This window comes from Lutibacter sp. HS1-25 (genome assembly GCF_004121075.1).
Lineage (GTDB): Bacteria > Bacteroidota > Bacteroidia > Flavobacteriales > Flavobacteriaceae > Lutibacter.
Window position 1 is genome coordinate 1 of sequence record NZ_RHLN01000019.1, and the last position, 25,988, is coordinate 25,988.

Here is a 25,988-nt window from a genome sequence, read left to right on the forward strand (position 1 = left end):
TTTAACTCAACCTGTTCCTGAACTTTTTGCCAACAAACACCCCGTTAGCGGCTGCAAAGATACCACCTTTATTAATTCCTAAACAAACTTTTTGCAATGTTTTTTTATTTAATTTTTTGTTTTATTTATACAAACCTTAAAACGTGGTATTTACACCTAAATTATTTTTTGAAAGTCTACTTACTTAACACTTCCTTTTTTGAACCAAACTGCAATTGCAATCTATACATGTTAATATGGTATAAACAATCTACTACTAAAACGATCCTATTGCGCTTAGTTTTTAACAATATAATAGTATTATCCCACGATTTTTGATTGATTCAATCGCGTTAAGGATAGCAGCGGCATCCTTTTTTGTAATGAAGCTTGGCGTAATTACAAAAAAGATATAGCGGATAGCCTGGCCCCTTTTCGGGGAACGCACACTAAATTATTATCAGTAAACTTTATAACAACCACTTTAAACTGCTTGCAGAACCTTATTCAACTACTTTTTTTGTTTAATAAGCACTTATGTTTTACCAATTTACTAAAACTAAAAGCCAAATGCTGGATACTTTTAATGAAAAAGGTTCGCCTTTAATTAAAAAGACGAACCTAATTGTATAAATTAAAACACTTTTTATGTTGGTATGGCGTTGGTAATTTAAATTGCATTAACAATTTTAATTTGCCTATTTAACACAACTTATACTAAATTGTGAGTATTTAATTAACTATTATTACCGTTAAACTCATTGCTCCCTGAGCTCCAACAACCAAACATTGCTCAATATCTGCAGTTTTTGATGGACCTGAAAGAAACAATCCAAAACTACGTTCTCTATTTGCTATTATTTCAAAAGCTTTGTGCATATTTAAACACAAACTATCTTTTGACAAAACAAGTACCAAATCATTGGTTATAAAAGGCAAGACTCGAACTGGAAATTGATTTTCAGAAATCCAAACTGAGCCGTTTTCTGCAATTCCTATTTCACCTTTTATAATTGCCAAGTCAATATTTTCAAGTGAATGTGGTTTTGTTTCTTTTGAAATGGTAATATTTCCTAGGTTTGATTCTGATAACTGAGCTACAATTTTGTTTGCATTTGGATACAGCTTTTGAATTTCTGCATCTAAATTTTCAACATTATTTAATTCAATTAGTTTTCCACCTACCAATTGTACATTTCCTTTAAAGGTGTCTAACAAATCAATATCTTCAAAAAACAATTGGACATCAATTTTTGGTAACTCCACCAATGCTGGCTTGTTTTGTTGTATCGATTTTAATATGGATTCTCTACTCATTTTTTTTTCTGTTTTTATACCACTCATTAAAATTCTGCTTACCTACTTCTGGCAATTCACGTTCTTTACCCCAAGCATTTAATTTTGAATACACCATAAATCGAGGTGCGTGTTTCAACATAAATCTAGCTGAACCTCCCAGTAAATTAAATAATTTAGGTCTTGCCATTAACCAACCAGTAGTTTTTAGTATTACTTTTTTAACAAATGGTTGTTTTACATCTTTTACAATTAATTGTCTCCATTTATATAACTGCTCGTGAATGTTGATTTTTACAGGACAAACATTGGAACACGAGCCACATAAAGTGGATGCAAAAGGCAATGAACTGTGTTTTGTTAAATCTTTTCCCGGTGAAAGTATAGAACCAATTGGTCCTGGAATGGTAGCATCATAACTATGACCTCCACTTCGTCTGTAAATTGGACAAGTATTCATACAAGCACCACAACGAATACAACTTAATGAAGATCTAAAATCCTCACGACTTAACTGCTCTGTTCTGCCATTATCAACAATTACAATGTGCATTTCTGCTCCAGGTGCTGGCGTATTAAAGTGAGACGAATACGTTGTTATGGGTTGGCCGGTTGCACTACGAGCAAGTAAACGTAAAAAAATACCTAAATGTGCTTCCTTAGGAATTATTTTTTCTATTCCCATACACGCAATATGCACAGGTGCTAAATGTGCACCCATATCTGCGTTCCCTTCATTGGTACAAACTACAAAACCACCTGTATCTGCTACTGCAAAATTTACACCTGTAATAGCTGCATCAGCCTGTAAAAACTTATTTCTTAAATGTTTTCTTGCTTCATTTGTTAAATATTGAGGATCTCCACCACTTGGTTTGGTACCTAAATGTTCTTGAAACAATTCATCAACTTCTTCTTTTGTTTTATGAATCGCTGGCAATACAATATGGCTTGGTGGTTCTTGTGCAATTTGAACAATATACTCACCCAAATCGGTATCAACAACTTCTAAACCTTTGCTTTCTAAAAAAGGGTTTAAATGACACTCTTCAGTAAGCATAGATTTACTTTTTACTATGTTTTTAGCTCCTTTTTCGGCTAAAATTTTATAAATAATCTTATTGTGTTCTTCTGCACTTGAAGCCCAATGTACTTTTATACCATTTTTTTGAGCATTTGCTTCAAACTCCATAAGGTAATTATCTAAGTTTGAAAGTACATTTGCTTTAATTCCAGATGCTACATTTCGTAGTTCTTCCCAGCCTTTAATTTTATGAGCTGCGTTATCTCTTTTTTCTCTAACATACCACAAAGCTTTATCGTGCCAGTTTACTTTAGCTTCATTTTTGTTGAATATTGTTGCTTTTTCAGAATGACTCATAACTATAAACTATTGTTTAAAATTTCAGCAATATGCATTACACGTATTGGCTGTTTATTTCTATTTAACAATCCTTCTAAATGCATTAAACACGAATGATCTGCACCTGTAATAACTTCTACCCCATTGTCTAAATGATCTTGAATACGATCTTTCCCCATTTTTACTGAAATTGCTTCTTCAAAAACAGAAAAAGTACCACCAAAACCACAACATTCATCTTTTCTGTTTAAAGACATTAGTTCTAATCCTTTTACATTGTTTAGCAAATCTTCTTCAGTGGAATAATGTGCATCCATCCTTTCAGAACAAGAACCTAATTTTAAACCACGCAATCCGTGACAGCTTTTATGTAAACCAACTTTGTAAGGAAATGATGCGCCAATATCCGTTTTCCCTAAAACTTTCACTATAAACTCACATAATTCATAAGCATTGTTTCTAACTCTAATTACTTCAGGTGTTTGCTCTAAAATGTCAAAATGATGTTTTACATGGTAGATACAACTTCCTGATGGGCCTACAATATAATCGTACTCCTTAAAGTTTTCTACAAATAATTGACAGGCTCCTTTTGAATCATCCTCGTATCCAGAATTCCCCAAAGGTTGTCCACAACAAGTTTGACTTGAAGGATAATAAACCTCAACCCCTAATTTTTCTAATAATTCCAACGTAGCAATACCAACTTTTGGATATAATTGATTGATATAGCACGGTATAAATAGACCTACTTTCATTTTTTTAGTTATTCATTGTTATTATGAATTATTTTAATTCATTTAATTTTATCTTCACTTTATAAAAAATTTTATAAGGATTCTCTTTTTATTAATGATGTTGGTATATAACATTGCATTTTTTCACCCTCATTTAAATTTATAAATTCGGCAGCTTTCATCCCCATAGCTTTAAAATCTGTTGAAATCACAGAAACACCTTTATAAACAAATTTTTTCATAGGAGTTTCATTATAAGACAAATAACCAACATCAACTCCTGGTTCAAATCCTTTCTCTCTACATTGCTCTAAAAATGCTGCTAAAATTCTATCATTTACACTTACGTATCCAACATTTTTTTCAATGTTTAAATCCTTTACTTTTGTTACTACTTTGTAATTAAAATTGAATTTATCTCCAAATTTCTTAAAATAATTAACCGCATCTTTTGGATGCGTTGTATAAGAGGGATAAATAAATTTAATTTTTTTATATTTTCTAAATAAATCCTGCGCTTCTATTAGGCAATTATAAAATGATTTTCCAAAATCTTGAAAAACAAAATTATTGTCAGGTGAAGCGTGTATATTCCAGTCTAACAATAATAATTTATCTTTATTAATTTTTGAAATAACAGCAGGCACCTCTTTATGATCCATATTCATAACAATGTATTTGTAATATTTTCCTTCACTGTTATTTATAACCATTTTAAAATCTTCGATATTATAATGATGAAACTGTAAATCTATAATCGTATTTTCGGGTAAATTACCGATAAAAGAATCGTACAAGACCTCCTTATAAGCTTTAAAAGTATCTAACAACAATAAAACTTTTCGAACATTACTAGCAATATGATACCCTTTATTTGGCACAGAAGCTATAACACCATCTTTTTTTAATTTTGTATATCCCTTAAAAACAGTATCCCTAGATAATCCTTGTGCTTTACTCATACTAGTTACAGATGGTAATAAATTACCTACCAATAACTCCTTTTTTGCAATTGCATTTACAATTGCATTTACAAGCTGTTGATATTTAGGAATATCACTATTATCAATAATATTCAGTAAAACTTCATTTTTTCTCACTATAAATAGTTTTGATTAAACCATAATAAAAGTAACTTTTGCAAAAAAAATTACTTCCCATTCTCTTTAATTAAAGCCGTTCCGTTTTAATGTCTTGCCCTATTTAATTTAACGAGCAACTCTCCCAGAAGCATCAACGCACTTTAATTAATTTATTTACCTCATCAACCGTTACCAAGTTTGCATCACCTTTAAATCAGCTTGTGAAAATCTTAAAAATCCTTGTGAAGCCAATCTTAGCATGATTTCTCCAAATGTTACTACTATACCCATTTAATCTATTTAATACTTTGTTTATTTAAAATTGAAATATTCTTTTGCGTTGTAATAACAAATGTCCTGTATCATTCTTCCAAGAAAATCAAGATCATAAGGTAACAATCCATTATTCACATCGTTTGCAATTAAATTACACAATATTCTTCTGAAATATTCGTGTCTAGGGAAAGATAAAAAGCTTCTTGAATCGGTTAACATTCCAACAAATCGACTTAATAAACCCATGTTAGACAAGGTATTTAATTGTTTTTCCATACCATTTTTTTGATCTAAAAACCACCAAGCTGACCCCCACTGCATTTTACCAGGAATACCACTAGAATTAAAATTACCCATCATAGTAGCAAAAACTTCATTATCGGCTGGATTTAAATTATAGGTAATTGTTTTTGCTAACTTTTTATCTGAATCAAGTATATTAAAAAATTTAGACATTGCTTCTGCTATTGAGTAATCGCCAATAGAATCGCAACCTGCATCAGAACCTAACTGTTCTTGTAAACGACAGTTGTTATTTCTAATAGCACCTAAATGATATTGTTGAACCCAATCCTTTTCATGATATTTCTTTCCCAAATACAACATCAAACTTGATCTGTATTTCATTATTTCTACAGGTAAAAGTGTTTCACCTTTTAAATTTTTATCAAAAATTACTGTAATTTCATCAATAGTAAAATCTTCTTTTGAAATTTCGCCACCAACACCAAAATCGGACAATCGGCATCCATTTTCATGAAAATAATCAATACGACTATCTATTGCTTTTAAAAAATCAGCATAGTTATGAATTGGAAAAGCAACAGCTGCAGCTAATTTTTTTAGATAATTTAAAAATTTATTCTGACCAATAAAAAATAGTTCATCTGATCTAAATGTTGGGTAAACTTTTGTATAAAAACCAGCTTCAACAATCTTTTTATGACATAGAAGATCATCTGTTGGATCGTCTGTAGTGCAGATAATTTCAACATTCATATCTTCTAATAATTGAGCTGGTGTTTTTGTAGCCAAAACTGCATTCGCTTTGGTGTAAATTTCTTCAGCAGAACTTGATTGCAAAATCTCATCTATATCAAAATAGCGCTTTAACTCCAATTGTGTCCAGTGAAACAAAGGATTTCTTAATGTGTGTGGAACAGTTTCTGCCCATTTTTGGAATCTCTTTTCTAATGATGCTGAACCTGTAATAAATTCTTCATCAATTCCATTTGCACGCATTCCACGCCATTTGTAATGATCTCCAGAAAGCCAAGCTTTTGTAATGTTTTCAATAGGCTTATTTTCAGCTATTTGCTTTGCAGAGAGGTGATTATGATAATCAATAATAGGCATATCTTTTGCATACTCATAATACAATATTTCAGCCTCTTTAGAATTTAGTAGAAAATTGTGTTTAATAAATTTTTTCTCTGCAATTTGCCTCATTTATATGATATTTTAAAATTCCATAAAATTTTGGTTGATTTTTTGAATAAATTACTCGCTTATTTGTTGAAACTTTGATTATTCAATTATCAAAACTAATATTCAAATCTAAAAATAGTGTCCTGTACTATCATGATAACAGTTCGTAACAGTCATTTATTTATTTGTCCAACTTTTTTAAATAAACAACCCAATCCAAATTAACCTCTAAAGGAGCGCCTTCTAACTTCACAATTGAATTGGCTTTCACTTTTTTTAATTTTCCTTTTTGAAGATCACCACCTTTTCTTGGGTTGAACCACTGAATTGAAAACTCACCTTCAACACCTTTTAAATCTAACGTTCCATTTCCATTTTTAAGATAAACAATGTAAAATTCAGTTGGTTTGGCTAAACAATAATCACCTTCTAAAACCAACTCATCATGATTGACTGTTTCCCAAAAAGAAATGTTATTTTGTTTAAAAAAGGCTAACACATAACTACATTGATCCCAAAATAAATCACGACTAGCATAATCTTGGCAAGTTAAATCTGAATGCGGATGTTGGTATCCAAAATACCATTCTGTACCCCAAGCACCTGCCATAAAAGCACCCCACAAACCATTTTTACGTGCATTATTATGCAACGGATCTTCATCATCGGTTAATAAAGCATGTTTTGCATCACCAGGCTCATCAACAGCAACAGCCCATTGTTTACCCGCATTTTTAGATTCGTTTATCCACTTTAAAGCTTCACTATGAACCCTGTTAAAATCTGCTTTATTGGTTTGTACAGATGCTCCTGTAATTTTACTATCTGCCCCTAAAACATCATAAAAAGGTGCCCCATTATGAATTACAATATGATGCTTATAAGCATCCGTTTTATTCAAATAAGCTGCTGCAGCCAAACGTTGATCCGTATTCATTGGTAAAGTTTCATGTTTTTTAATCCACTCTCCGTTTTCTTCACCAATATTCCAGTTTAAAGCCAAATGATGTCCAAAACGCGCAATAATTTCTCGGTAATACAACATTGTATTTGCACCAATCCCACCATTGTCTAACAATCCTTGATTTTCAGATTCAGACAATTTAAAATGAAGGAACATTCCCATTTTATCTGCATAATCAAAAATAATTTCCCATTGATCTAATTTTGAAATATCATAACGGTCATAGGTATCATAATTGATAAATGGAAACACATTTTGATCATCACCTTCAATATTAAATGTTAGAAACGAAAAAACATTCATTCCTTTTGAAGCCAAGTAATTAATTGCGCCAATCATAGCTTTACCCTTGCCATTTTGCCAAGTTGGATCGCCATTGTTCCAATGTTTTAAATGTGCTTCCCAAGTTTTAACTAAATTATCTTTATGACCATCATTTTTAAAATCTCCATCAAAATCGGCGTAAGAAAGAAAATTTTCAGGAGCATCGGGTCCCACTTTTAAAAAATACTCACCTGTTTCAGCAAATTTTAAATAACGCTCACCAACATATTGCAATCTTCCTTTTGCTCTAAAATCCCTTCCACTTTTATCTGTTTTTTCAATAAAAAAAGTACCCGTTTCACCATCCATAAATTCAGCTGAATCACTAGAACTATTGGTATAACTTAAGGCTGCAAATTTCCCTTTTCTAAAATCAACTTTATAATTCCAATCACCAATTTCATCGGGCGAAAAATGCACTTTCCATTTGTTTCCTTTGGTTGCTGAAGTTTCACCTGCGTTTCCATCAGCAGCAAAATAACCTGGAATTAAATAGGTTTTTCCTGTTGCATTGTGCGTAAATAAAACATTTAATCTATAATTTAAAAACGGATTGTAATTTTCGGTTTCTGAAGTTTCAGGACCTTCAAATGTCAAAGTAACTTTATGCCATTTTTTTAATTCTCCTGTAATTTTAGAATTGTTTTTTTCTTGTGCCACTAAAAAATGAACACTTGTTAAAAAAACTAAAAAAGTGAAGTAAAATGTTTGTTTATATGATTTCATTTTTGAAAAATTTATTAAAATAATTTAAATCTTAATTCTGATTTTTTGAAATAACAAATAGTTACCATTTCAAAAAAAGCCAAATATTACTTTAAATACTTGTTGTATTTACCCGGAATTTTATCAATTGACTTGATTTCAATATTTTTATAAAACACTTCAGCTGCTTCAGACTGAATTTGAATTCTACCTTTTTGAAGTGGCACAATTTCTTTATCCAAATTTTGAATCTGAGAATTGAATAAAGCCATTACAACTTTGCCATTTACAATATGAAAACTGGTTCCTTCAAAACAAATTAACTCTAAAGTGTTCCATTCACCGTGCGGATTTTCATTATCAAAACCTTTATTGCAATGGTTTGAAGGGTACTTTGTTAAACTAGAAAACTGATTTAAAGTACCACCTTTTACATAATCAAACTGTTTTTCTCCTTTTTTCTTTTCTGAAGGAATCTGAATTAATGTAGTTGATAAAGCATAATAATCACCAACATTGCCTTCTTCAACCTGAAATTCTTGAGATTGCATCCAAACATTCCAAAATGTAGTATAAGGTCCTGTACAATGGTATAAAATACCACTGTCTCTATTTTTTGTTAAACGTGGCTCCCAAATTTTTTCTCCCCATTTAAATTGTAATTTTAAATGGTAATTTTCATATTCATTTTTTGAAGTTAATGAACCATAAATTTCTCCTGAAATATGAAGCACTTGCTCACCATCAATAGTTTGAAAAGTAAAAACATTTTTAGGATCGTTATTTAACCCAAGCGGCGCTGAATTTTTTCCATCACTATTTGGATCTACATTCTCCAAGCCTTGTACTGTTTTGTGCGGCGCCCCCATAAAAACATCCCAATTTAAATAAGGATCACCTTCTAATAAATTTGTCCATTTTTTTGACAATCCTGGTGTTTCTTTGACTCCTGCAGCCCATAAAACAGCACCTTTAATATGGTTGTAATAGCGATTTTCTTGATAAATTTCATTTGTATGTCCTAAGCCCGTATAAAAAACACGGCCACCATTATAAATATGATACCAACTATTTGGATGGTTATCGGTATTCATTTGTTTTCCTTCATACGTATTTTCATCAATAGATGTTAATACATTAACATGTTTCCCTACTGGTTTTAAAAAATTATACCATTCATCTTTAAAAACTTCTTTTTCATTCCAGCCATCAATAGCCGGATGCTGGCAAGTAGTATTTACATTTAAAGTAGCTGTTTGCACTTTAGGATGGTCTTTAAATGTTGCTCCAACCATTTCAGTAAACCACTGCCATTCTTTTTCTGTATCAGAAGCGGCGTGGATACCTACAAAACCTTTTCCTCTGGCAAAATAATTTTTTAAGGCATTTTTATTTTTATCACTAAAAATATTTCCCGATGTATTTAAAAACACAATAACATCAAATGTGGCTAGTTTAGCTATGTTAAAAACAGTTGAATCTTCTGAAAATTCCATTTTCCAATGATTTTCAGCACCCATTTTGCTCAAAAAATCTATTCCTGCAGGTATCGATTTGTGTCGAAATGCATTCGTTTTTGAAAATACAAGTACATTTAAATTTGTTGATTGTGCTTCTAAATTTTGAATAATTAAAAAAGTAAGCAGTATAATTGCGATTTTTTTTAAAGCCATTTAACCTTATATTATTAAATTATGTTAATTATAAATTGATTGAATATAACAATTATAAGTAAACGCTTTTAAAAACTTGTCCTGTACTGTCCTGCGATGAAAACTGAATTTAAATTGCCTCTATTTATTTTAACCATCTCAAAATCTGCTACCAAGAAACACTTTATTTTTCATGTTTAAATCAAATCATTTAAACTCGAACATCTCAATAGTATCCAATTCAGGTTTGCCACCTCTGCTTCCACTTCCGGCAGCTATAAAAATCTTTTTTTCATAAACAATTGCTTGCGTACCGTGTCTACCCGTTTTTAAAGTGTCTAATGGTCTCCATGTTTCATTTTTTATATTATAAGCATCAACATTGTTATGTGCAGATTTTTGAGACATACTTTCACCACCAATAACTATTAAATCATTTTCTAAAAATACTGCGGAAGCCCCCGCACGCATAGTAGGTATGTTATTTTTTGAAGGCAATGTAGTCCAAGTATTTGATTTTAAATTGTAAACATCAACCTCTGCAATTGTTAAGTCGAAGGTTTGGTTGGTAGCAAAAGAAGAATTTCTACCGCCAGCGCAATAAATTTCATTTCCGTTTATAGCTGCTGCAAAATGATCTCTAGATCTTGGAGCATTGGCTAAAACTGTCCATTTATTTGTTTTAAAATTATACGCATCAACCCATGGAACATGCGTACTATTATGCCCATCAACAATACCACTTATAACTATTGCAACATTGCCTTTTACTACAATTCCCGAAGAACCTCTTCTTCTTGCTTCAGGAATTTCAGCACCTTCTTGCCAAGCATCTAGCTTTGGGTTATACACCAAAATATTTTTCAATGGTGTTTCATAAGGGTATTTTCCGGTCATTGCTCCAATGACATATATTTTTCCTTTATAAGAAATCCCTTGAAAATGATGAATTTCTATTGGTGGTGCTAAGCCTTCAGACCAAGTTTTTGTTTTTGGATTAAAGATTGATATTGATTTTATGCCTCTTCCACCTAATAAATAAAACAATCCATCAACCTCCGTAAAACTACATTCGTGTCTTGCAATGGCATTGTTAGCACATTCCATCGTGTGCCATTCGCCTGTTTTAGTTGTTTCTTGTGCAAAAGAAATTTGAGTTGTTATTAGTAAATAGGTGAAAAAAATCAATAATCGTTTCATATTTTGGACTTTATTAGTTTTCTTTCAGTTTAAATAATGGTGGATATTGTAACTTTTCTAAGTGGCTTAAATTTCAATTAATGTACGCACTTTTCATAAAACTTTTAATATTTAACAAAAAAAAAGATTCTATACAATAGTTAAAACTACCTATAGAATCTTTTCTTCAAACTTAATTAATTGTTATTTTTTCTTACCAATTACAGTATACATTCTGCATTCTTTTGGAATTTCTCCATCGCTATTTCCAGCCATTACAATACTTTCTCCTGCTTTTGCTGTTCTTTTAAAAATAGACATTGTTACACCTCCAATAACAAGATCATCACCTGTATCAACATAATCTTTCAATAAAAACTCAGGTCGTGAAACACGATCATCATGCAACACATAAATATCCATATCTGCACCAGCAATAAATTGCAACAGGTCTCTAGCCCAATAACCTTTGTCTGAATCTGGAGTTCTAACATATTCAGCACCTCTTAGATATGAAGGAATTACCGTATAATTCATATCCAAATCTGTATACGCTTTTTTACCCCAATCCATCGTAGTTCTTAACATTGCTTTCGCGTCACCAGTATAACTAAATTTAGAAAACAAGTCACTTCTATTATCATCACCCGGATCGTATGCTTCCATTTTAGGCGTATAAATTGGTAAAGGTTCTTCTACTAAAGCTACATCAAATACTTGAGGAAGTTCCGTTGTCAGCCCATTTTCGATAGCTATTGGCAAAGATGTAATTTCTACACTTGCTGAAGTTAAACCATCTCTTGAAGCTGTAATTTTAACAGTTCCTGCTTCTAATAAAGAACGTACAGCAACTCTATTGATTCCACATTCAGTATCTAAATATAAATTATTGGTACTTTTTTCTTTACCACTATTGTAACCACCTCTCCATATTCCAGGACCAGAAATTGTAAAGTCTACGCGATCTTTATCTAACGGACATCTATCTCCATTTTTATCTACAACTTCAAAATCTATAAGTACAATATCAGAACCATCAGCTCTCCATCCTTTTGGACCTGTCATTGTTGTTAATTTAATAGCTACTGGTTCTCCAACTGTTTTTTTAGTTTGAGTAACTAGTAATTTACCATCAACATACCCTTCAACTTTAATTTCACCAGCTTCAAAAGCAACATCTGAAAATTCATATACATAGCCGTTTTTAGCAGCGCTATTTGTACCAATTAATTTATTGTTGATGTATAATTTTACTTCAGCACAATTTGATATTACAAACATATCTTTTTTTGTTCCTTCAGCATAATTCCAATGACCAATAACATGAACCTGAGGCTCTGGTCTCCACATAGATTTTACTGCATAAAATGCTTCTTTAGGCAATCTTACCGCATCAACTTCACCACTTGCTCTTGTAACTTCTGTAGGATTACGACCACCATGAGGACCATCAGTAAACACCCAATTTGCACCACCACTATGGTATGATTTTCTACCCATTTTATTCCACCAATGATCTGCTTGTCGAACGGCAAATTCTTCAGAACCAATTTGGTATGTATTTTTACTTATATTAGGATGCGTCCAAAAATTATCATCAGGTGTTGATTTATCCCAGGCACGTCTTGGTGCTTCATCACGCAAATATTCACTTTCAATAATTGGCAAACTTGCAAATTCACGTTGCCAACCTTCAGTACCAACTTCAATGGTAACATAATTTTCAGATTCCGTTTTTGTATCTGAACGTCTATTACCCATCAATCTTTTTCCGTTTGGATCAAAAGTATTGATAATATCTAAAATCTCTTCGTAATGTTCAGGAGTCTCAGCCCAGTTACCACCTTCCCAAATAAAAATAGATGGGTGATTTCTATAATAAACAATCATATCACGAAAAGCTTCCATACGAATTTTCCATGTTTCACCTTCATCTTGAGATTCTCCAGCTACACCAGGCATTAAGGTTACAAAACCATATTTATCACCCATTGCAATTTCTGCAGGCGATCCCGCACAATGTCCCCAACGAATAAAATTTCCTCCTGCTTCATCCATTAATTGGTATGTATAATCACGTAACCAATCTGGTAATGCTGCTCCTAAACCAGCCCACGTATTTGTAGGTTTTTGACCCCATCCGTGTAGTTTTGCATATTCTCCGTTGTTATGAAATCCAGTATCTTTATTGAATTCGAAACTTCTAATTCCAAGTGGTGTTTCATAAGTATCCAATACTGTATTGCCTTCTTTTAAGATTGAGACAACCTTGTACATATACGGATTGCGTGTATACCAAAGATTTGGGTTTAAAACACTTGTTGTAGTCTCAAACGTGAATTGTTGTCCTGCTTTAATTGTTTCAGATGCTTTTGCCGTTTGAACAACATTTCCATCTTTATCAACAATTACAGCTTCAAAAGTTACATTTTTATCTTCGTTATATTCGTTTTTAACTTCAGCCTTTACAGTAACATCTGCACTTTTTTCACTCACATTATCAGCAAAAACATACGTTCCAACAGTTTTTAAATTGTCGTATAGTGGCAATGTAATATGCAACGGATCCATAGTGTGTAAAAATACATTTCTGTAAATACCACCGTGTGTTGGATGCCAGTGTTCGTGGTTCCAAACAAGTGGATCGTTATCTCTAAAATCATCACTATTACGATCGTTATTAACTTTTACGGCAATAACATTTTCTTTATCTCCAAAATTTAGATATGGTGTTAAATCATAACCAAAAGGAATAAATCCTGTTTGATTTTGACCTAAATATTTTCCATTTACATAAACATCTGCAATTTGACGAACCGACTCGAACTCAATATATACTTTTTTACCAGCATCGGCTGCAGGTAGTTTAAAATGTTTACGATACCAAACAGTACCTCTCCATTGATTTTTTTCTCCTTTATGACCTCCTAAACTGAAATCGTCAAAAGTATCAACATCGTTAAAAGTATGAGGTGCACTAACCGTACTCCATGAAGTATCATCATAATTAAATACTTCTGCATTTTCAGGATTTTCTTGAATAAATTTCCAATCCGGATTAAAATTGTATTTGGTTCTGTTTCCTTGGGTAATTTCTTTTAAAACTTGACTATTTGATTGACAGGAAATCAACAAGAAACCCGCAAAAACAATCATTAAAAATTTGTTTCCAAATCTTGATAAAGTTCTTTTATTCATCATCTAATTAATTATGTTTGTTATTTTTATAAGGTTTATTTCTTAAAAATTAATTTTGAAGTATAATTCTTAACAAATGCTAATTTAAGTTTTGATTAAAATTATACTATCCTGTACCGTACTGCAATTGCAATCAATTCTTACATACTCAACATCTATTTATATTACATAACTTCCTGGATGTTTTGAAATTATTTTAAGGTTTAAACTTAAATATTGCTATTTTTATAATACTACTTTAGATTAAACGGTAATTTTTTTTACTAAAATGAAGCGCATTTATATTATAATTAAAAAGCCATAAAAAAAGTATTGATACTTTTTTTATGGCTTTTTAGGTTTAAAAAACTTACTTATTATTTTATTTTTCAGCTTTTTATTAAAAAAATTAAATTGTTTATTTTCACTAACTATGCTGCCTTTACTCTGCTATAAATTGTAAACATAAATATTAGTCGTAAAATAAAAAAAGAATTATTTTATTATTGTCTGTTATTACCTTTTCCTTGCCCCATTCCCATTCCATTTGGATGTTGTTGATTAAAATGATCTTCAAACCATACTGGAGCTTCTAATTTATTGCTAAACATGTATTGAGCAATTGCTATAATTTCATCACTATTAAACGGCTGTTTAGGCATAACATTAAATTTATCAACAGCTCCCCTCATTAAAGCATTTTCGCTAGTTGGATTTAGCACCCAATTTGAAACCGCTTCAACAAATGCTTGCTCTGTAGGGTAAGACATTTTATACCTTTTTACAACTGCAACCATTGGGGGTGCTATTATTTCATCATGAGATTTGGAAGTGGTTGAATGACAAGCATAACATTTTTGCTGTAAAAGATTTAAAATTTCTTTGTTATCATTTGTAATCTCTGCTGCTTTATTTTCTACAATCTTTGTTTTATTTTCAAAATTACAACTTGTCGCAATAAAAAATAACATAATTAAAACTATATATCTCATCTTATTAAAAATTAATTTGAAACAAATATCTTATAAAAATTTTAACCATATAGTAACTTGAGTAGCACTACTACTTCATATATAAAAAAAGCTTCCAAAATGGAAGCTTTTTATTTAAACTATTTGATGTAAAATTTATCTAAAATTAATTTTACGCATACGTAAACTTAATGGAGTAACTTCTAAATATTCATCATCTTTAATATATTCCATACATTCTTCTAATGAATAATCTACTTTAGGAGCAATTTTAACACTGTCATCTGTACCAGACTTACGAACGTTTGTTAATTTTTTCCCTTTAATTAAATTTACCGCCATATCTTCTTGCTTGTTGTTTTCTCCAACAATTTGACCTTTGTAAATATCTTGGTTAGGATCAATAAAGAATTTACCTCTATCTTGTAATTTATCTATTGAATAAGCTGTTGCTTTACCTGTTTCTGCAGAAATAATAGCGCCATTGTTTGACGTAGCAATTTCACCTTTATAAGCATCAAAACCACGTAATCTATGGTTGATAATTGCTTCTCCTTGCGTTGCAGTTAATATTTTATTTCTTAAACCAATCAATCCACGAGAAGGAATATCAAATTCTAAATGTTGTAAATCACCTTTAGGCTCCATTACTAACAAATCTCCTTTTCTTAAAGAAACTAAATTAATTGCTTTACTTGCAGACTCTTCAGGAACATTAATTACCAATGTTTCATAAGGCTCACATTTTACACCATCAATTTCTTTGATAATTACTTGTGGACGACCAACTTGTAACTCATACCCTTCTCTTCGCATTGTTTCAATTAAAACTGATAAATGAAGAATTCCACGTCCAAAAACATTAAATTTATCTTCAGTATCAGTTTCTTCAACTCTTAGAGCTAAGTTTTTCTCAATTTCTTTAAACAATCTATCACGTAAATGACGAGAAGTAACAAATTTACCTTCTTTACCATAAAATGGTGAGTTGTTAATGGTAAACAACATACTCATAGTAGGTTCATCAACTTTTAATCTTGGCAATGCTTCTGGATTTTCTAAATCAGAAATTGTATCACCAATATCAAAACCTTCAATACCAGTAATAGCACAAATATCACCACTTCTTACTTTTTCAGTTCTATCTTTACCTAAACCTTCAAAAGTATGCAATTCTTTTATTCTTACTTTTTTAAAACTACCATCAGCTTTACAAAGCATATAATCCTTTCCTTCAACCAAATCACCTCTAAACACACGTCCAATAGCAATACGACCAACAAATGATGTAAAATCTAATGAAGTAATTTGCATTTGAGGAGTCCCTTCCTGATAAGGAGCTTCTGGAATATTTTCTAAAATTGAATCTAATAAAGGTACAATATTATCTGTTTCTTCTTTCCAGTCGTAACTCATCCAACCATTTTTTGCAGACCCATAAATTGATGCAAATTCTAATTGTTCTTCCGTTGCATCTAAAGCAAACATTAAGTCAAATACTTTATCGTGAACTAAATCTGGCGTACAGTTTGGTTTATCTACTTTATTAATAACTACAATTGGTGTTAACCCTAATTCTAAAGCTTTACCAAGAACAAAACGAGTTTGTGGCATTGGTCCTTCAAAAGCATCGACTAATAATAATACACCATCAGCCATTTTTAATACACGTTCTACTTCACCACCAAAATCGGCGTGACCAGGAGTGTCAATAATATTAATTTTTACTCCTTTATAAACGATAGAAACATTTTTAGACAAAATGGTAATTCCACGTTCACGTTCCAAGTCATTATTATCTAGTAATAAATCGGTACGTACTTTGCGCTCATCTAAAATGTGAGCTTGGTCAATAATTTTATCAACCAATGTAGTTTTACCGTGGTCAACGTGAGCAATAATTGCTATGTTTCTGATAGATTGCATATTCTGATTTTTTAGAAGTTGCAAAAGTAGTTGTTTTATTTTATTTTACACTACAAAATTAAAAGAATCGAATTAAACTAATTAATTGATTTTCAATAAAATAAAAAAGAGTTATAAAAACAACTCTTTCAACTTCTTCTATTTTGAATTAAATTTTTCTTCGTTCACGTTCTCGCTTCAACAATTCTAGTTCTCGGTTTGTTTGGCCGGCTACAGAAGTATTTTCTTCGGCACGTCTAATTAAATAAGGCATAACATCACGCACAGGACCAAATGGCAAATATTTTGCAACGTTGTAATTTGCTTTTGCTAAATTGTAACTAATATGATCGCTCATACCATATAATTGACCAAACCAAATGCGTTTGTCATTTTTTTCTAAACCTGAATTTGCTATTAAACTCATTAATAAATAAGAACTTTCTTCATTATGAGTACCTGCAAAAATTGCCATATCATCAATGTTTTCAAACATATAAGTTAACACATCATTAAACATTTTATCGGTTGCTGCCTTGTTTTCGCAAATAGGATCTTTATAGTGTTTTTCTTCGGCACGTTCACGTTCTTTTTCCATATATGCACCACGCACTAACTTCATTCCCACCTTAAAACCTTGTTCTTTTGCGCGTTTATGCAACTGTTTTAAATAATCTAGTCTATCCCAACGGTATAATTGCAACGTTCCAAATACAATTACTTTTTTAGTATTGTATTTACGCATCATTTCTTCAATTAAATTGTCTGCGGCATCTTGCATCCAACTTTCTTCAGCATCAATTAATAAAGGAACATCTCTTTTAAAAGCAGCTTTACTAACAATATCATAGCGCTCTTTAATTCTATGCCATTCCAATTCTTCATGGGCACTAAGTTGTTCGCCCTCAGTAATTTTTCTATAAATTTCTAATTTCCCAAATCCGGTTGGTTTAAAAACAGCAAACGGAATACTCTTTTTCTCTGTACCAAATTTAATGGTATTCAAGGTTTTTTCAAGAGCCAAATCAAACTGCTCTTCAACTTCTTTTCCTTCAACAGAATAATCGAGTACCGAATGTACATTTTTAGTATACATTTTATCAATAACTGGCATACAATCTTTTTCAGTTACTCCGCCACAAAAATGGTCAAAAACAGTGGTTCTAATTAGTCCTTCAACAGGCAAATGTGTTTTCAATGCAAATTTGGTAACAGCTGTACCAATTTTAACCAAAGGCTCTCGCTTAATCATTTCAAATAAATAAAATGCTCTATCTATTTCCGAATTTGTTTTTACAGCAAAAGCGACTTCAGTATTGTCAAATATTTTTTCCATTGTGTATGTGTTTAAACAAAGATATTTACAAACAGTTTATTTTTTCGTTTTTTTACCTTTAATTTGCACAAAAATATTACCCAACATGCAACCTATTTTATCCAATAATTACTACGTAAATTTTCAAGAAGACGCTTATTTAAAATTAAATAAGTACATAGCCGATACAAAGCACTCTAAAATATTTATTTTAGTTGATGAAAATACCAATGAATATTGCTTACCACTTTTGCTACAAGCATTGGAAACAACTTTAGAAATTGAAATTATTGAAATTGAAGCAGGTGAAGAAAATAAAAATCTTGAGACCTGTACTGGCGTTTGGCATGCTCTAACCGAATTGGGTGCTGACCGTAAAAGTTTGATGATTAATTTAGGTGGTGGTGTAATTACAGATTTAGGTGGTTTTGTTGCTTCATGCTTTAAACGTGGTATCACTTTTATCAATATTCCTACAACTTTATTAAGTATGGTTGATGCCTCTGTTGGTGGTAAAACCGGTGTTGATTTAGGTGTGTTAAAAAATCAAATTGGTTTATTTTCTGATCCAGAGATGGTATTGATTGATACAACTTATTTAAATACAGTTACAGAGCGTGAAATTAGATCTGGTTTGGCTGAAATTATTAAATATGGCTTGACTTACGATGTTAATATTTGGAATGCAATAAATAATTTTGATGAATTGAATTTAGAAAATATTAGTACCCTAATACACCGTTCTATTGAAATTAAAAATGAAGTTGTTACTGAAGATCCAAAAGAAGGTGGTTTAAGAAAAATTTTAAACTATGGACATACTTTAGGTCATGCTGTTGAATCTTACTTTTTAGAATCGGAAGAAAAAGAAAATTTAACGCACGGTGAAGCCATTGCAATTGGTATGATTACTGAAGCTTTTATTTCTGAAAAATTATTGAATTTTCCTGCTGAAACTTTAAAAGACATCAAAGAAAAAATTATAGCTATTTACGGAAAGGTTCAAATAAACAAAGCTGATTATGATGGTATTATGGAATTATTAATCCACGATAAAAAGAACGTTGGCGGACGCGTAAATTTTGTACTATTAACTAGCTTAGAAAAATTTAAATTAGATTGTAAAGTAGAAAAAGATTTACTTATTGAAGCTTTAGATTATTACAACGCTTAACAACAATTAGGGCAAACTTTTCTATACAACTTTTTGTATGCAGGTAAAACATTTTGCAAACTAAATTGTTTTGCCTGCGCTACAGCATTTTGTTTAAACTGCTGTAATCTATCTGTATTTTCTAAAATATAAATTCCGTTTTTAGCCATATCGTCAGTATCACCAACATTGCTTAAAAACCCAGTAACACCTTGTATGTTTACCTCTGGCAAACCTCCAGCGTTTGTAGAAATCACAGGCGTTCTGGCAGCCATAGCTTCTAAAGCTGCCAAACCAAAACTTTCAGTTTGTGATGGTAATAAAAATAAATCGGAATAACACAATAGTTTATTTACTTCGTTGCTATTTCCTAAAAATAAAATCTTATCTAAAATACCCAATTCTTTTGCCTGAAACTCTAAATGTTCACGATCAGGACCTTCGCCAACCAATAATAATTTTGAAGGTATTTTTTGCTGAATTTTATTAAATATAGCAATTACATCTGCGGCTCTTTTAACAGGACGTAAATTACTTATATGTGTAATTATACGCTCATTGTCGTTTGCAATGGTATTGCGCTGACATTCAGAAGAGCTTATTTCAGGGTATTTTTCAAAATCTATAAAATTATGAATTACATGAATTTCATTCGTAATATTAAACAAACGTAAAGTATCTTGTTTTAAACTTTCAGAAACCGTAGTAACTATATCAGAATTGTTGATACTAAATTCAACGGCTGTTTTATAATTTGGATGACTTCCTACCAAAGTAATATCTGTACCATGAAGTGTTGTAACCACCTTAATATCAATCCCTTTTTCTTTTAACATTTGCTTTGCCATATATGCTGCATAAGCATGTGGAATTGCATAATGAACGTGTAAAATTTCTAAATTATACATTTGAACAACTTCAACCATTTTACTAGACAATGCCAATTCGTAAGGTTGAAAATGAAATAAAGGATATTCTTCAACAAAAACTTCATGAAAATGAATGTTTTTAGAAATAAAATCGAGTCTAACTGGCTGTTTATAAGTTATAAAATGTACATGATGACCTTTATTGGCCAATGCCATTCCTAATTCAGTTGCTACTACTCCACTTCCTCCAAATGTTGGATAACAAACAATACCTATTTTCATTTTATATTTTGAATGATTAAAAGATTATAAAATTGAATAATCACTATTCAACTTCATTTCATATCACTAATAGTTGTAAATATAACCGTAAACTTACAAAACCAATTAACAATTACTAATTTTCTATTGACAATTTAGAATTGGTAATTGATAAAACTATAAATAAAAATAGCTACAACCTAAGTTATAGCTATTTTTAAATATTATAATTATTTAATTTTATCAAAAATTAATAATCTCCTAAAGTTTCAGGATTTTGATTTAAAGCACTTTCTAATTGAGCATCGTTTGGTGCTTTACCATGCCAAGCATGTGTGTGCATCATAAAATCAACACCATTACCCATCATTGTTTTTAATAAAATACAAACTGGTTTTCCGTTACCCGTTAAAGACTTTGCCTTAGCCAATACTGCTTTTATTGCATCAATATCATTTCCTTTTTCTTCTTCAAGAACAATCCATCCAAAAGCTTCAAATTTAGCTTTTAAATCTCCTAAAGGAAGAACTTGGTCTGTAGAACCATCAATTTGTTGACCATTATAATCAACAGTAGCAATTAAATTATCTACATTTTTACCTGCAGCATACATAATTGCTTCCCAGTTTTGACCTTCTTGCAATTCGCCATCACCGTGTAAAGTGTAAACCAATTTATGATCACCATTTAATTTTTTTGCTTGAGCCGCACCTAATGCAACACTCATACCCTGACCTAAAGAACCTGAAGCCATTCTAATACCTGGCAAACCTTCGTGTGTTGTTGGATGACCTTGTAAACGCGAATTTAACAATCTAAAAGTTCCTAATTCTTTTACAGGAAAATAACCACTTCTAGCCAAAACACTATAAAAAACAGGTGATATATGTCCGTTTGATAAAAAGAACAAATCTTCATTAATGCCATCCATTGTAAAATCTGTTGAATAGCTCATAACATCTTGATATAAAACTGTTAAAAACTCATTACATCCTAATGAACCTCCTGGATGACCTGAATTTACAGCGTGCACCATTCTAACAATATCTCTTCTTACTTGTTGTGCAAAATTTTGCAATTCTTGTGTAGTTGACATTTTTTATATTTTAATTTTGAAGCGGTAAAAGTACTCTTTTTGAAGTTTTTATTCCTAAATATTTAAATAAAATTTATTGCTATGTTATTAACAACTTAGGTTTTCTGTTTTTTCTTTTTTGCGGCAGGAAACAATACATTATTTAGTATCAATCGGTAGCCTGGAGAATTTGGAAATAAATCCAATTCGGTTTTAGGATCACCTACTCTATGTTGATAATCTTCAGGATCGTGACCACCGTAAAAAGTAAACATCCCTTTTCCTTTTACACCATGTATATAACGAGCTTCTTGATTTTTATTTACTTCACCCATTACCAAAACCGTAGATTTTATTGTATTTCGATCAAATGAAGTAGTTTGCCCCATAAAACCTTTTACCAATTGTGTATGATTTTGACATAGCATTGTAGGCACTGGATCCCATTTTGCTGAATATTCCTTCAATAAAAAATAATCGGATGTACGTTGAATACTTTGCCTTTTTGAAGTCATATCTATAGAAGAAAACTCATATTCGTTGGGATTTCTAACCAAAGTATAATCTTTAAATGCAAAAGTTTTATTGAAATCTATTTTTTGCTGATAGTCTATTTCTGAAGGATCTCCATCAAACATCGTTTCACAAATATCAACACCTTCCGCAGAAAGAGCAATATCAAAACTATCAGTTGCTGAACACATTGCAAACATAAATCCGCCTCCAATTACAAAATCTCTTATTTTTATTGCTACGGCTAATTTTTCTTGTGATACTTTAGAATAACCAAGTTCTTTGGCTAAGTTTTCTGAAGCTTTTTTTTGTTCAATATACCAAGGTGCCGATTTATAAGCACCATAAAACTTACCGTATTGACCTGTAAAATCTTCGTGGTGTAAATGCAGCCATTCATATAAAAGTAGCTTATCATTTAAAACTTCTTCATCATAAATTACATCAAAAGGAATTTCAGCATAGGTTAAAACCATAGTTACAGCATCATCCCAAGGCATTTTATCTTTTGGCGAATACACCGCTATTTTTGGTGCTTTTTCTAAATCAACAGCCTCCATATTCAAAGACGGGCTACTAATTTCATCTAAAATTTGCGCTACTTGTGTGTCGGAAATTACCTGAAAGGTTACCCCTCTAATTTTACATTCATTTCGGGTTGCTTCATTGTCTTCTAATAAAAAAGAACCACCTTCATAATTTAACAACCATTTGGCAGCGTTTCCATTTTCTAAAGACCAATAAGTAATTCCGTAAGCTTTTAAATGATTGGTTTGTGTAACTGCATCCATTGGAATTAAAATAAAAGATGCAAATAAAGATGGAGATATTAATAACAAGAAAACGGTCAATACAAATTGTACTGCCGTTTTTTTAGTTTTTGAAAAAAGGATTTTATTAAAACGGAACTTCACCATCATCTTCTAAATTGTCGTGAATTCCAAAAGCTTCTTCAGCACTAGGTGTCATTCCACTGGTTGGATTCACATTCATTTTAGACTGAAATTCACTACTTGAACCATCATCTAAATTACTAAATTGTGCCAAATGACCTGTAAATTTAAGTCTGATATTTTCTAAACCACCATTTCTATGTTTAGCAACAATAAATTCAGCCTGACCTTCACAAGGTGTATGTTCTTCATCATCCCACTCTGTAAGTCCGTAATATTCTGGTCTAAAAATAAATGAAACAATATCGGCATCTTGCTCAATTGCACCAGATTCACGTAAATCGGATAATAAAGGTCTTTTACTTCCCCCACGCGTTTCAACAGCACGAGATAATTGAGAAAGTGCAATTACAGGAATGGATAATTCTTTTGCCAATGCTTTTAAATTTCGAGAAATTGTAGAAATTTCCTGTTCTCTGTTTCCGTTTGAAGCACTTCCGGCTGTCATTAACTGCAAGTAGTCAATTACAATAATTTTAATACCGTGTTGCGATGCTAAACGACGTGCTTTTGCTCGTAAATCGAAGATAGATAAAGAAGGTGTATCATCAATAAAAATTGGTGCTTTTGCTAAATTTTTCACCTTTACATTTAACTGCTCCCATTCATGTGGTTCTAAATTTCCTTTTCTTAATTTTCCTGAAGAAATACCAGTTTCACTAGAAATCATACGTGTAATTAACTGAACGGAAGACATCTCTAACGAAAAAATAGCAACAGGACTGTCAAAATCTATCGCCATATTTTTAGCCATAGACATTACAAAAGCCGTTTTACCCATACCAGGACGTGCGGCTAAAATTACCAAATCTGATGGTTGCCAACCCGATGTTAACTCATCTAAACGTGTAAAACCAGTGGCAACACCACTCATCCCTTTTTTATTAGAAATCTCCTGTATTTTTTTAATCGCTTGATCAACAAGACCTTGAGCAGATTCTGAACTCTTTTTTAAATTTCCTTGAGTTACTTCAAATAATTTGGTTTCAGCATCATCTAGCAAATCAAATACGTCTACAGTTTCATCATAGGCTTCTTCAATAATTTCAGAAGAAATGGTGATTAATTTACGTTGAATGTATTTTTGCAATACAATACGAGCGTGAAACTCGATATGTGCAGATGAAGATACTTTTTGAGTTAAGCCAACAATATAAAAATCGCCACCAGCAGCTTCCAAGTTACCCGACTTTCTTAATTGGTTAGAGACTGATAATAAATCTATTGGCTCTGTATTTTGAAATAAAGTAAAAATAGCATCGTAAATTAATTGATGTGATTCTTTGTAAAAAACCTCTGAATGTAAAATATCAATAACATCATCAACACCTTTTTTGTCAATCATCATTGCACCTAAAACGGCTTCTTCTAAATCAATAGCTTGTGGCGGAATTTTTCCTTTTTCAAGACTTATAACATTACTTTTTTTAAATGTTTTAGATGGGATTGGCTGTAAACTTTTCACTTAGTAAATTTTATAAATATTTAATTATTAATTAGTTGAATACTACTTGTAATTAAAAGTTCGTATTTCATTTTATAAAAAAATAAAATGTATTTTTCATTTTGTGTGTTTAGCAAATGTAATTTTTAAAACACAGTTTTACTGTTAATTTTTGTTTTTATTTTTACACAATTGTTGTTAACAAGTCTACAATTTGTTAATAACTTATAAATGACATATTACTGAATAATTATTTCCTATTTTTGAAAAATGGAAACAAAAAAGACCTATAAAATTTTAACGCTTATTTTAATTATGCAATGGGCATTGATTCAAATTTTAGCTCAATATCCATTGTTTATTGAAAATTACTATTCAAACGGTCTTTACATTTACATTTCAAAATTTTCACGATTTATTTTAAGTTGGATCCCATTTTCTATAGGTGATTTAATGTATGCTTTTTTTATAATATACATTGTTAAATCTATTTACAAAGCTATAAAAACAAAACAATTTAACTTAAAAAATACCTTATTTAAAATTGGTGGAATTGCATCTGTTGTCTTTTTTATTTTTCAATTAAATTGGGGTTTGAATTATTTAAGAGAACCTTTATATTACCGCTTAAATTTCAAAAAAAACACCTATACTGCCAATGAATTATATGGTTTTACTGAAAAATTAATTACAAAAGTAAATGAAGTTCAGCTATCAATAACCCACAATGATACTGTTGTTGTTGAAAACCCCATTTCAAAAAAAGAAATTAAAAACGAAGCTTCTTTTGCCTATAATCAACTTCAAAAAAAACACCATCAATTTATATATTCAAATCCAGAAATTAAACATTCTTTATTTAGTTTACCTTTAACTTATATGGGATTTGCTGGTTATTTAAATCCAATTACCAATGAAGCTCAGGTAAATTATTTGATTCCTAAAAATAGCTATCCAGCAACAGTTTGTCATGAAATTGCACATCAACTAGGCATTGCATCAGAAAAAGAAGCCAATTTTGTTGGGTATTTGGCAGCAACAAATGCTAACAATACTTATTATAATTATTCAGGCTATTTAATGGCTTTGAAATATTGTTTGTATGAAATTTATCAGAACGAACCTGATAAATTTGACACACTTAAAGCGACTTTAAATAAAGGTGTTTTAAAAGATATGCAACAACATCAGGATTTTTGGCAATCGTATCAAAACTGGTCAGAGCAATTTTTTAAAATATTTTACGACTCATATTTAAAAGCCAACAAACAAGAAGCTGGAATTTATGGATATAATAAAGTAATATTACTTTTAATAAATTACCACTTAACCGAAAAATTATAGCTTTTTTAAACTTATTTTTGCAA

The 25,988-nt window shown here is 31.1% G+C and carries 18 protein-coding genes; 2 read left to right on the forward strand and 16 right to left on the reverse strand.

The features are described from left to right. Positions 1-711: 711 nt before the first annotated feature. From EC396_RS08430 to EC396_RS08485, 12 genes are all read right to left on the reverse strand, one after another. On the reverse strand, positions 712-1,296 hold the full coding sequence (locus EC396_RS08430; protein ID WP_164975231.1) for an LUD domain-containing protein: 585 nt from the start codon (positions 1,294-1,296) through the stop codon (positions 712-714). Then, entirely contained in the window at positions 1,289-2,656 is a 1,368-nt protein-coding gene (locus EC396_RS08435) for a lactate utilization protein B (protein WP_129366272.1), read from the reverse strand. The genes EC396_RS08430 and EC396_RS08435 overlap by 8 nt, the downstream gene beginning before the upstream one ends. A 2-nt stretch (positions 2,657-2,658) precedes the next feature. Further along, entirely contained in the window at positions 2,659-3,396 is a 738-nt protein-coding gene (locus EC396_RS08440; protein ID WP_129366273.1) for a (Fe-S)-binding protein, read from the reverse strand. 71 nt (positions 3,397-3,467) lie between these two features. Beyond that, positions 3,468-4,475 (reverse strand): GntR family transcriptional regulator, encoded by a 1,008-nt coding sequence (locus tag EC396_RS08445; RefSeq protein WP_370276451.1) that lies wholly within the window; start codon positions 4,473-4,475, stop codon positions 3,468-3,470. Between the two features lie 294 nt (positions 4,476-4,769). Beyond that, the gene (uxaC, locus tag EC396_RS08450) at positions 4,770-6,182 is read right to left on the reverse strand and encodes a glucuronate isomerase (RefSeq protein WP_129366275.1); all 1,413 of its coding nucleotides are present in this window, start codon (positions 6,180-6,182) and stop codon (positions 4,770-4,772) included. Positions 6,183-6,342: 160 nt separating this feature from the next. After that, positions 6,343-8,175 carry a DUF5060 domain-containing protein gene (locus EC396_RS08455; protein WP_129366276.1) on the reverse strand — a complete coding sequence of 611 codons (1,833 nt, stop codon included), beginning with the start codon at positions 8,173-8,175 and terminating at the stop codon, positions 6,343-6,345. An 86-nt stretch (positions 8,176-8,261) separates the two neighbouring features. Then, positions 8,262-9,827, reverse strand: a complete 1,566-nt coding sequence (locus tag EC396_RS08460) for a ThuA domain-containing protein (protein WP_129366277.1) — start codon at positions 9,825-9,827, stop codon at positions 8,262-8,264. Positions 9,828-10,013: 186 nt separating this feature from the next. After that, a complete protein-coding gene (locus EC396_RS08465) occupies positions 10,014-11,006 on the reverse strand; it encodes a kelch repeat-containing protein (RefSeq protein WP_240665665.1) in 993 nt (330 codons plus the stop codon). A 183-nt stretch (positions 11,007-11,189) separates the two neighbouring features. Continuing rightward, complete coding sequence (locus EC396_RS08470) at positions 11,190-14,186, reverse strand: glycoside hydrolase family 2 protein (RefSeq protein ID WP_129366278.1); 2,997 nt, start codon at positions 14,184-14,186, stop codon at positions 11,190-11,192. 479 nt (positions 14,187-14,665) lie between these two features. Continuing rightward, complete coding sequence (locus EC396_RS08475) at positions 14,666-15,154, reverse strand: hypothetical protein (RefSeq protein ID WP_129366279.1); 489 nt, start codon at positions 15,152-15,154, stop codon at positions 14,666-14,668. Between the two features lie 135 nt (positions 15,155-15,289). After that, a complete protein-coding gene (gene typA / locus EC396_RS08480) occupies positions 15,290-17,059 on the reverse strand; it encodes a translational GTPase TypA (RefSeq protein WP_129366280.1) in 1,770 nt (589 codons plus the stop codon). 148 nt (positions 17,060-17,207) lie between these two features. Further along, complete coding sequence (locus tag EC396_RS08485; RefSeq protein WP_129366281.1) at positions 17,208-18,374, reverse strand: proline dehydrogenase family protein; 1,167 nt, start codon at positions 18,372-18,374, stop codon at positions 17,208-17,210. A gap of 85 nt (positions 18,375-18,459) precedes the next feature. Between EC396_RS08485 and aroB the strand changes: the two genes are divergently transcribed. Further along, positions 18,460-19,527, forward strand: a complete 1,068-nt coding sequence (aroB, locus tag EC396_RS08490; protein ID WP_129366282.1) for a 3-dehydroquinate synthase — start codon at positions 18,460-18,462, stop codon at positions 19,525-19,527. On the opposite strand, the gene bshA is transcribed toward aroB, so the two are convergent. The 4 genes from bshA to dnaB all read right to left on the reverse strand — a co-directional run bounded on the left by bshA (position 19,524) and on the right by dnaB (position 24,642). Then, positions 19,524-20,657: an N-acetyl-alpha-D-glucosaminyl L-malate synthase BshA gene (bshA, locus tag EC396_RS08495; RefSeq protein ID WP_129366283.1), complete on the reverse strand. Its 1,134-nt coding sequence runs from the start codon at positions 20,655-20,657 to the stop codon at positions 19,524-19,526. The two genes, aroB and bshA, sit on opposite strands and share 4 nt — an antisense overlap. A gap of 229 nt (positions 20,658-20,886) precedes the next feature. Continuing rightward, a complete protein-coding gene (locus EC396_RS08500) occupies positions 20,887-21,732 on the reverse strand; it encodes a transketolase (protein ID WP_129366284.1) in 846 nt (281 codons plus the stop codon). Positions 21,733-21,827: 95 nt separating this feature from the next. After that, positions 21,828-23,144: an asparagine synthetase B gene (locus tag EC396_RS08505; protein WP_370276452.1), complete on the reverse strand. Its 1,317-nt coding sequence runs from the start codon at positions 23,142-23,144 to the stop codon at positions 21,828-21,830. Beyond that, complete coding sequence (gene dnaB, locus EC396_RS08510; RefSeq protein ID WP_129366285.1) at positions 23,122-24,642, reverse strand: replicative DNA helicase; 1,521 nt, start codon at positions 24,640-24,642, stop codon at positions 23,122-23,124. Before dnaB ends, EC396_RS08505 begins: the two co-directional genes overlap by 23 nt. A gap of 249 nt (positions 24,643-24,891) precedes the next feature. Between dnaB and EC396_RS08515 the strand changes: the two genes are divergently transcribed. After that, complete coding sequence (locus EC396_RS08515) at positions 24,892-25,965, forward strand: DUF3810 domain-containing protein (protein WP_129366286.1); 1,074 nt, start codon at positions 24,892-24,894, stop codon at positions 25,963-25,965. The last annotated feature ends 23 nt before the right edge of the window (positions 25,966-25,988 follow it).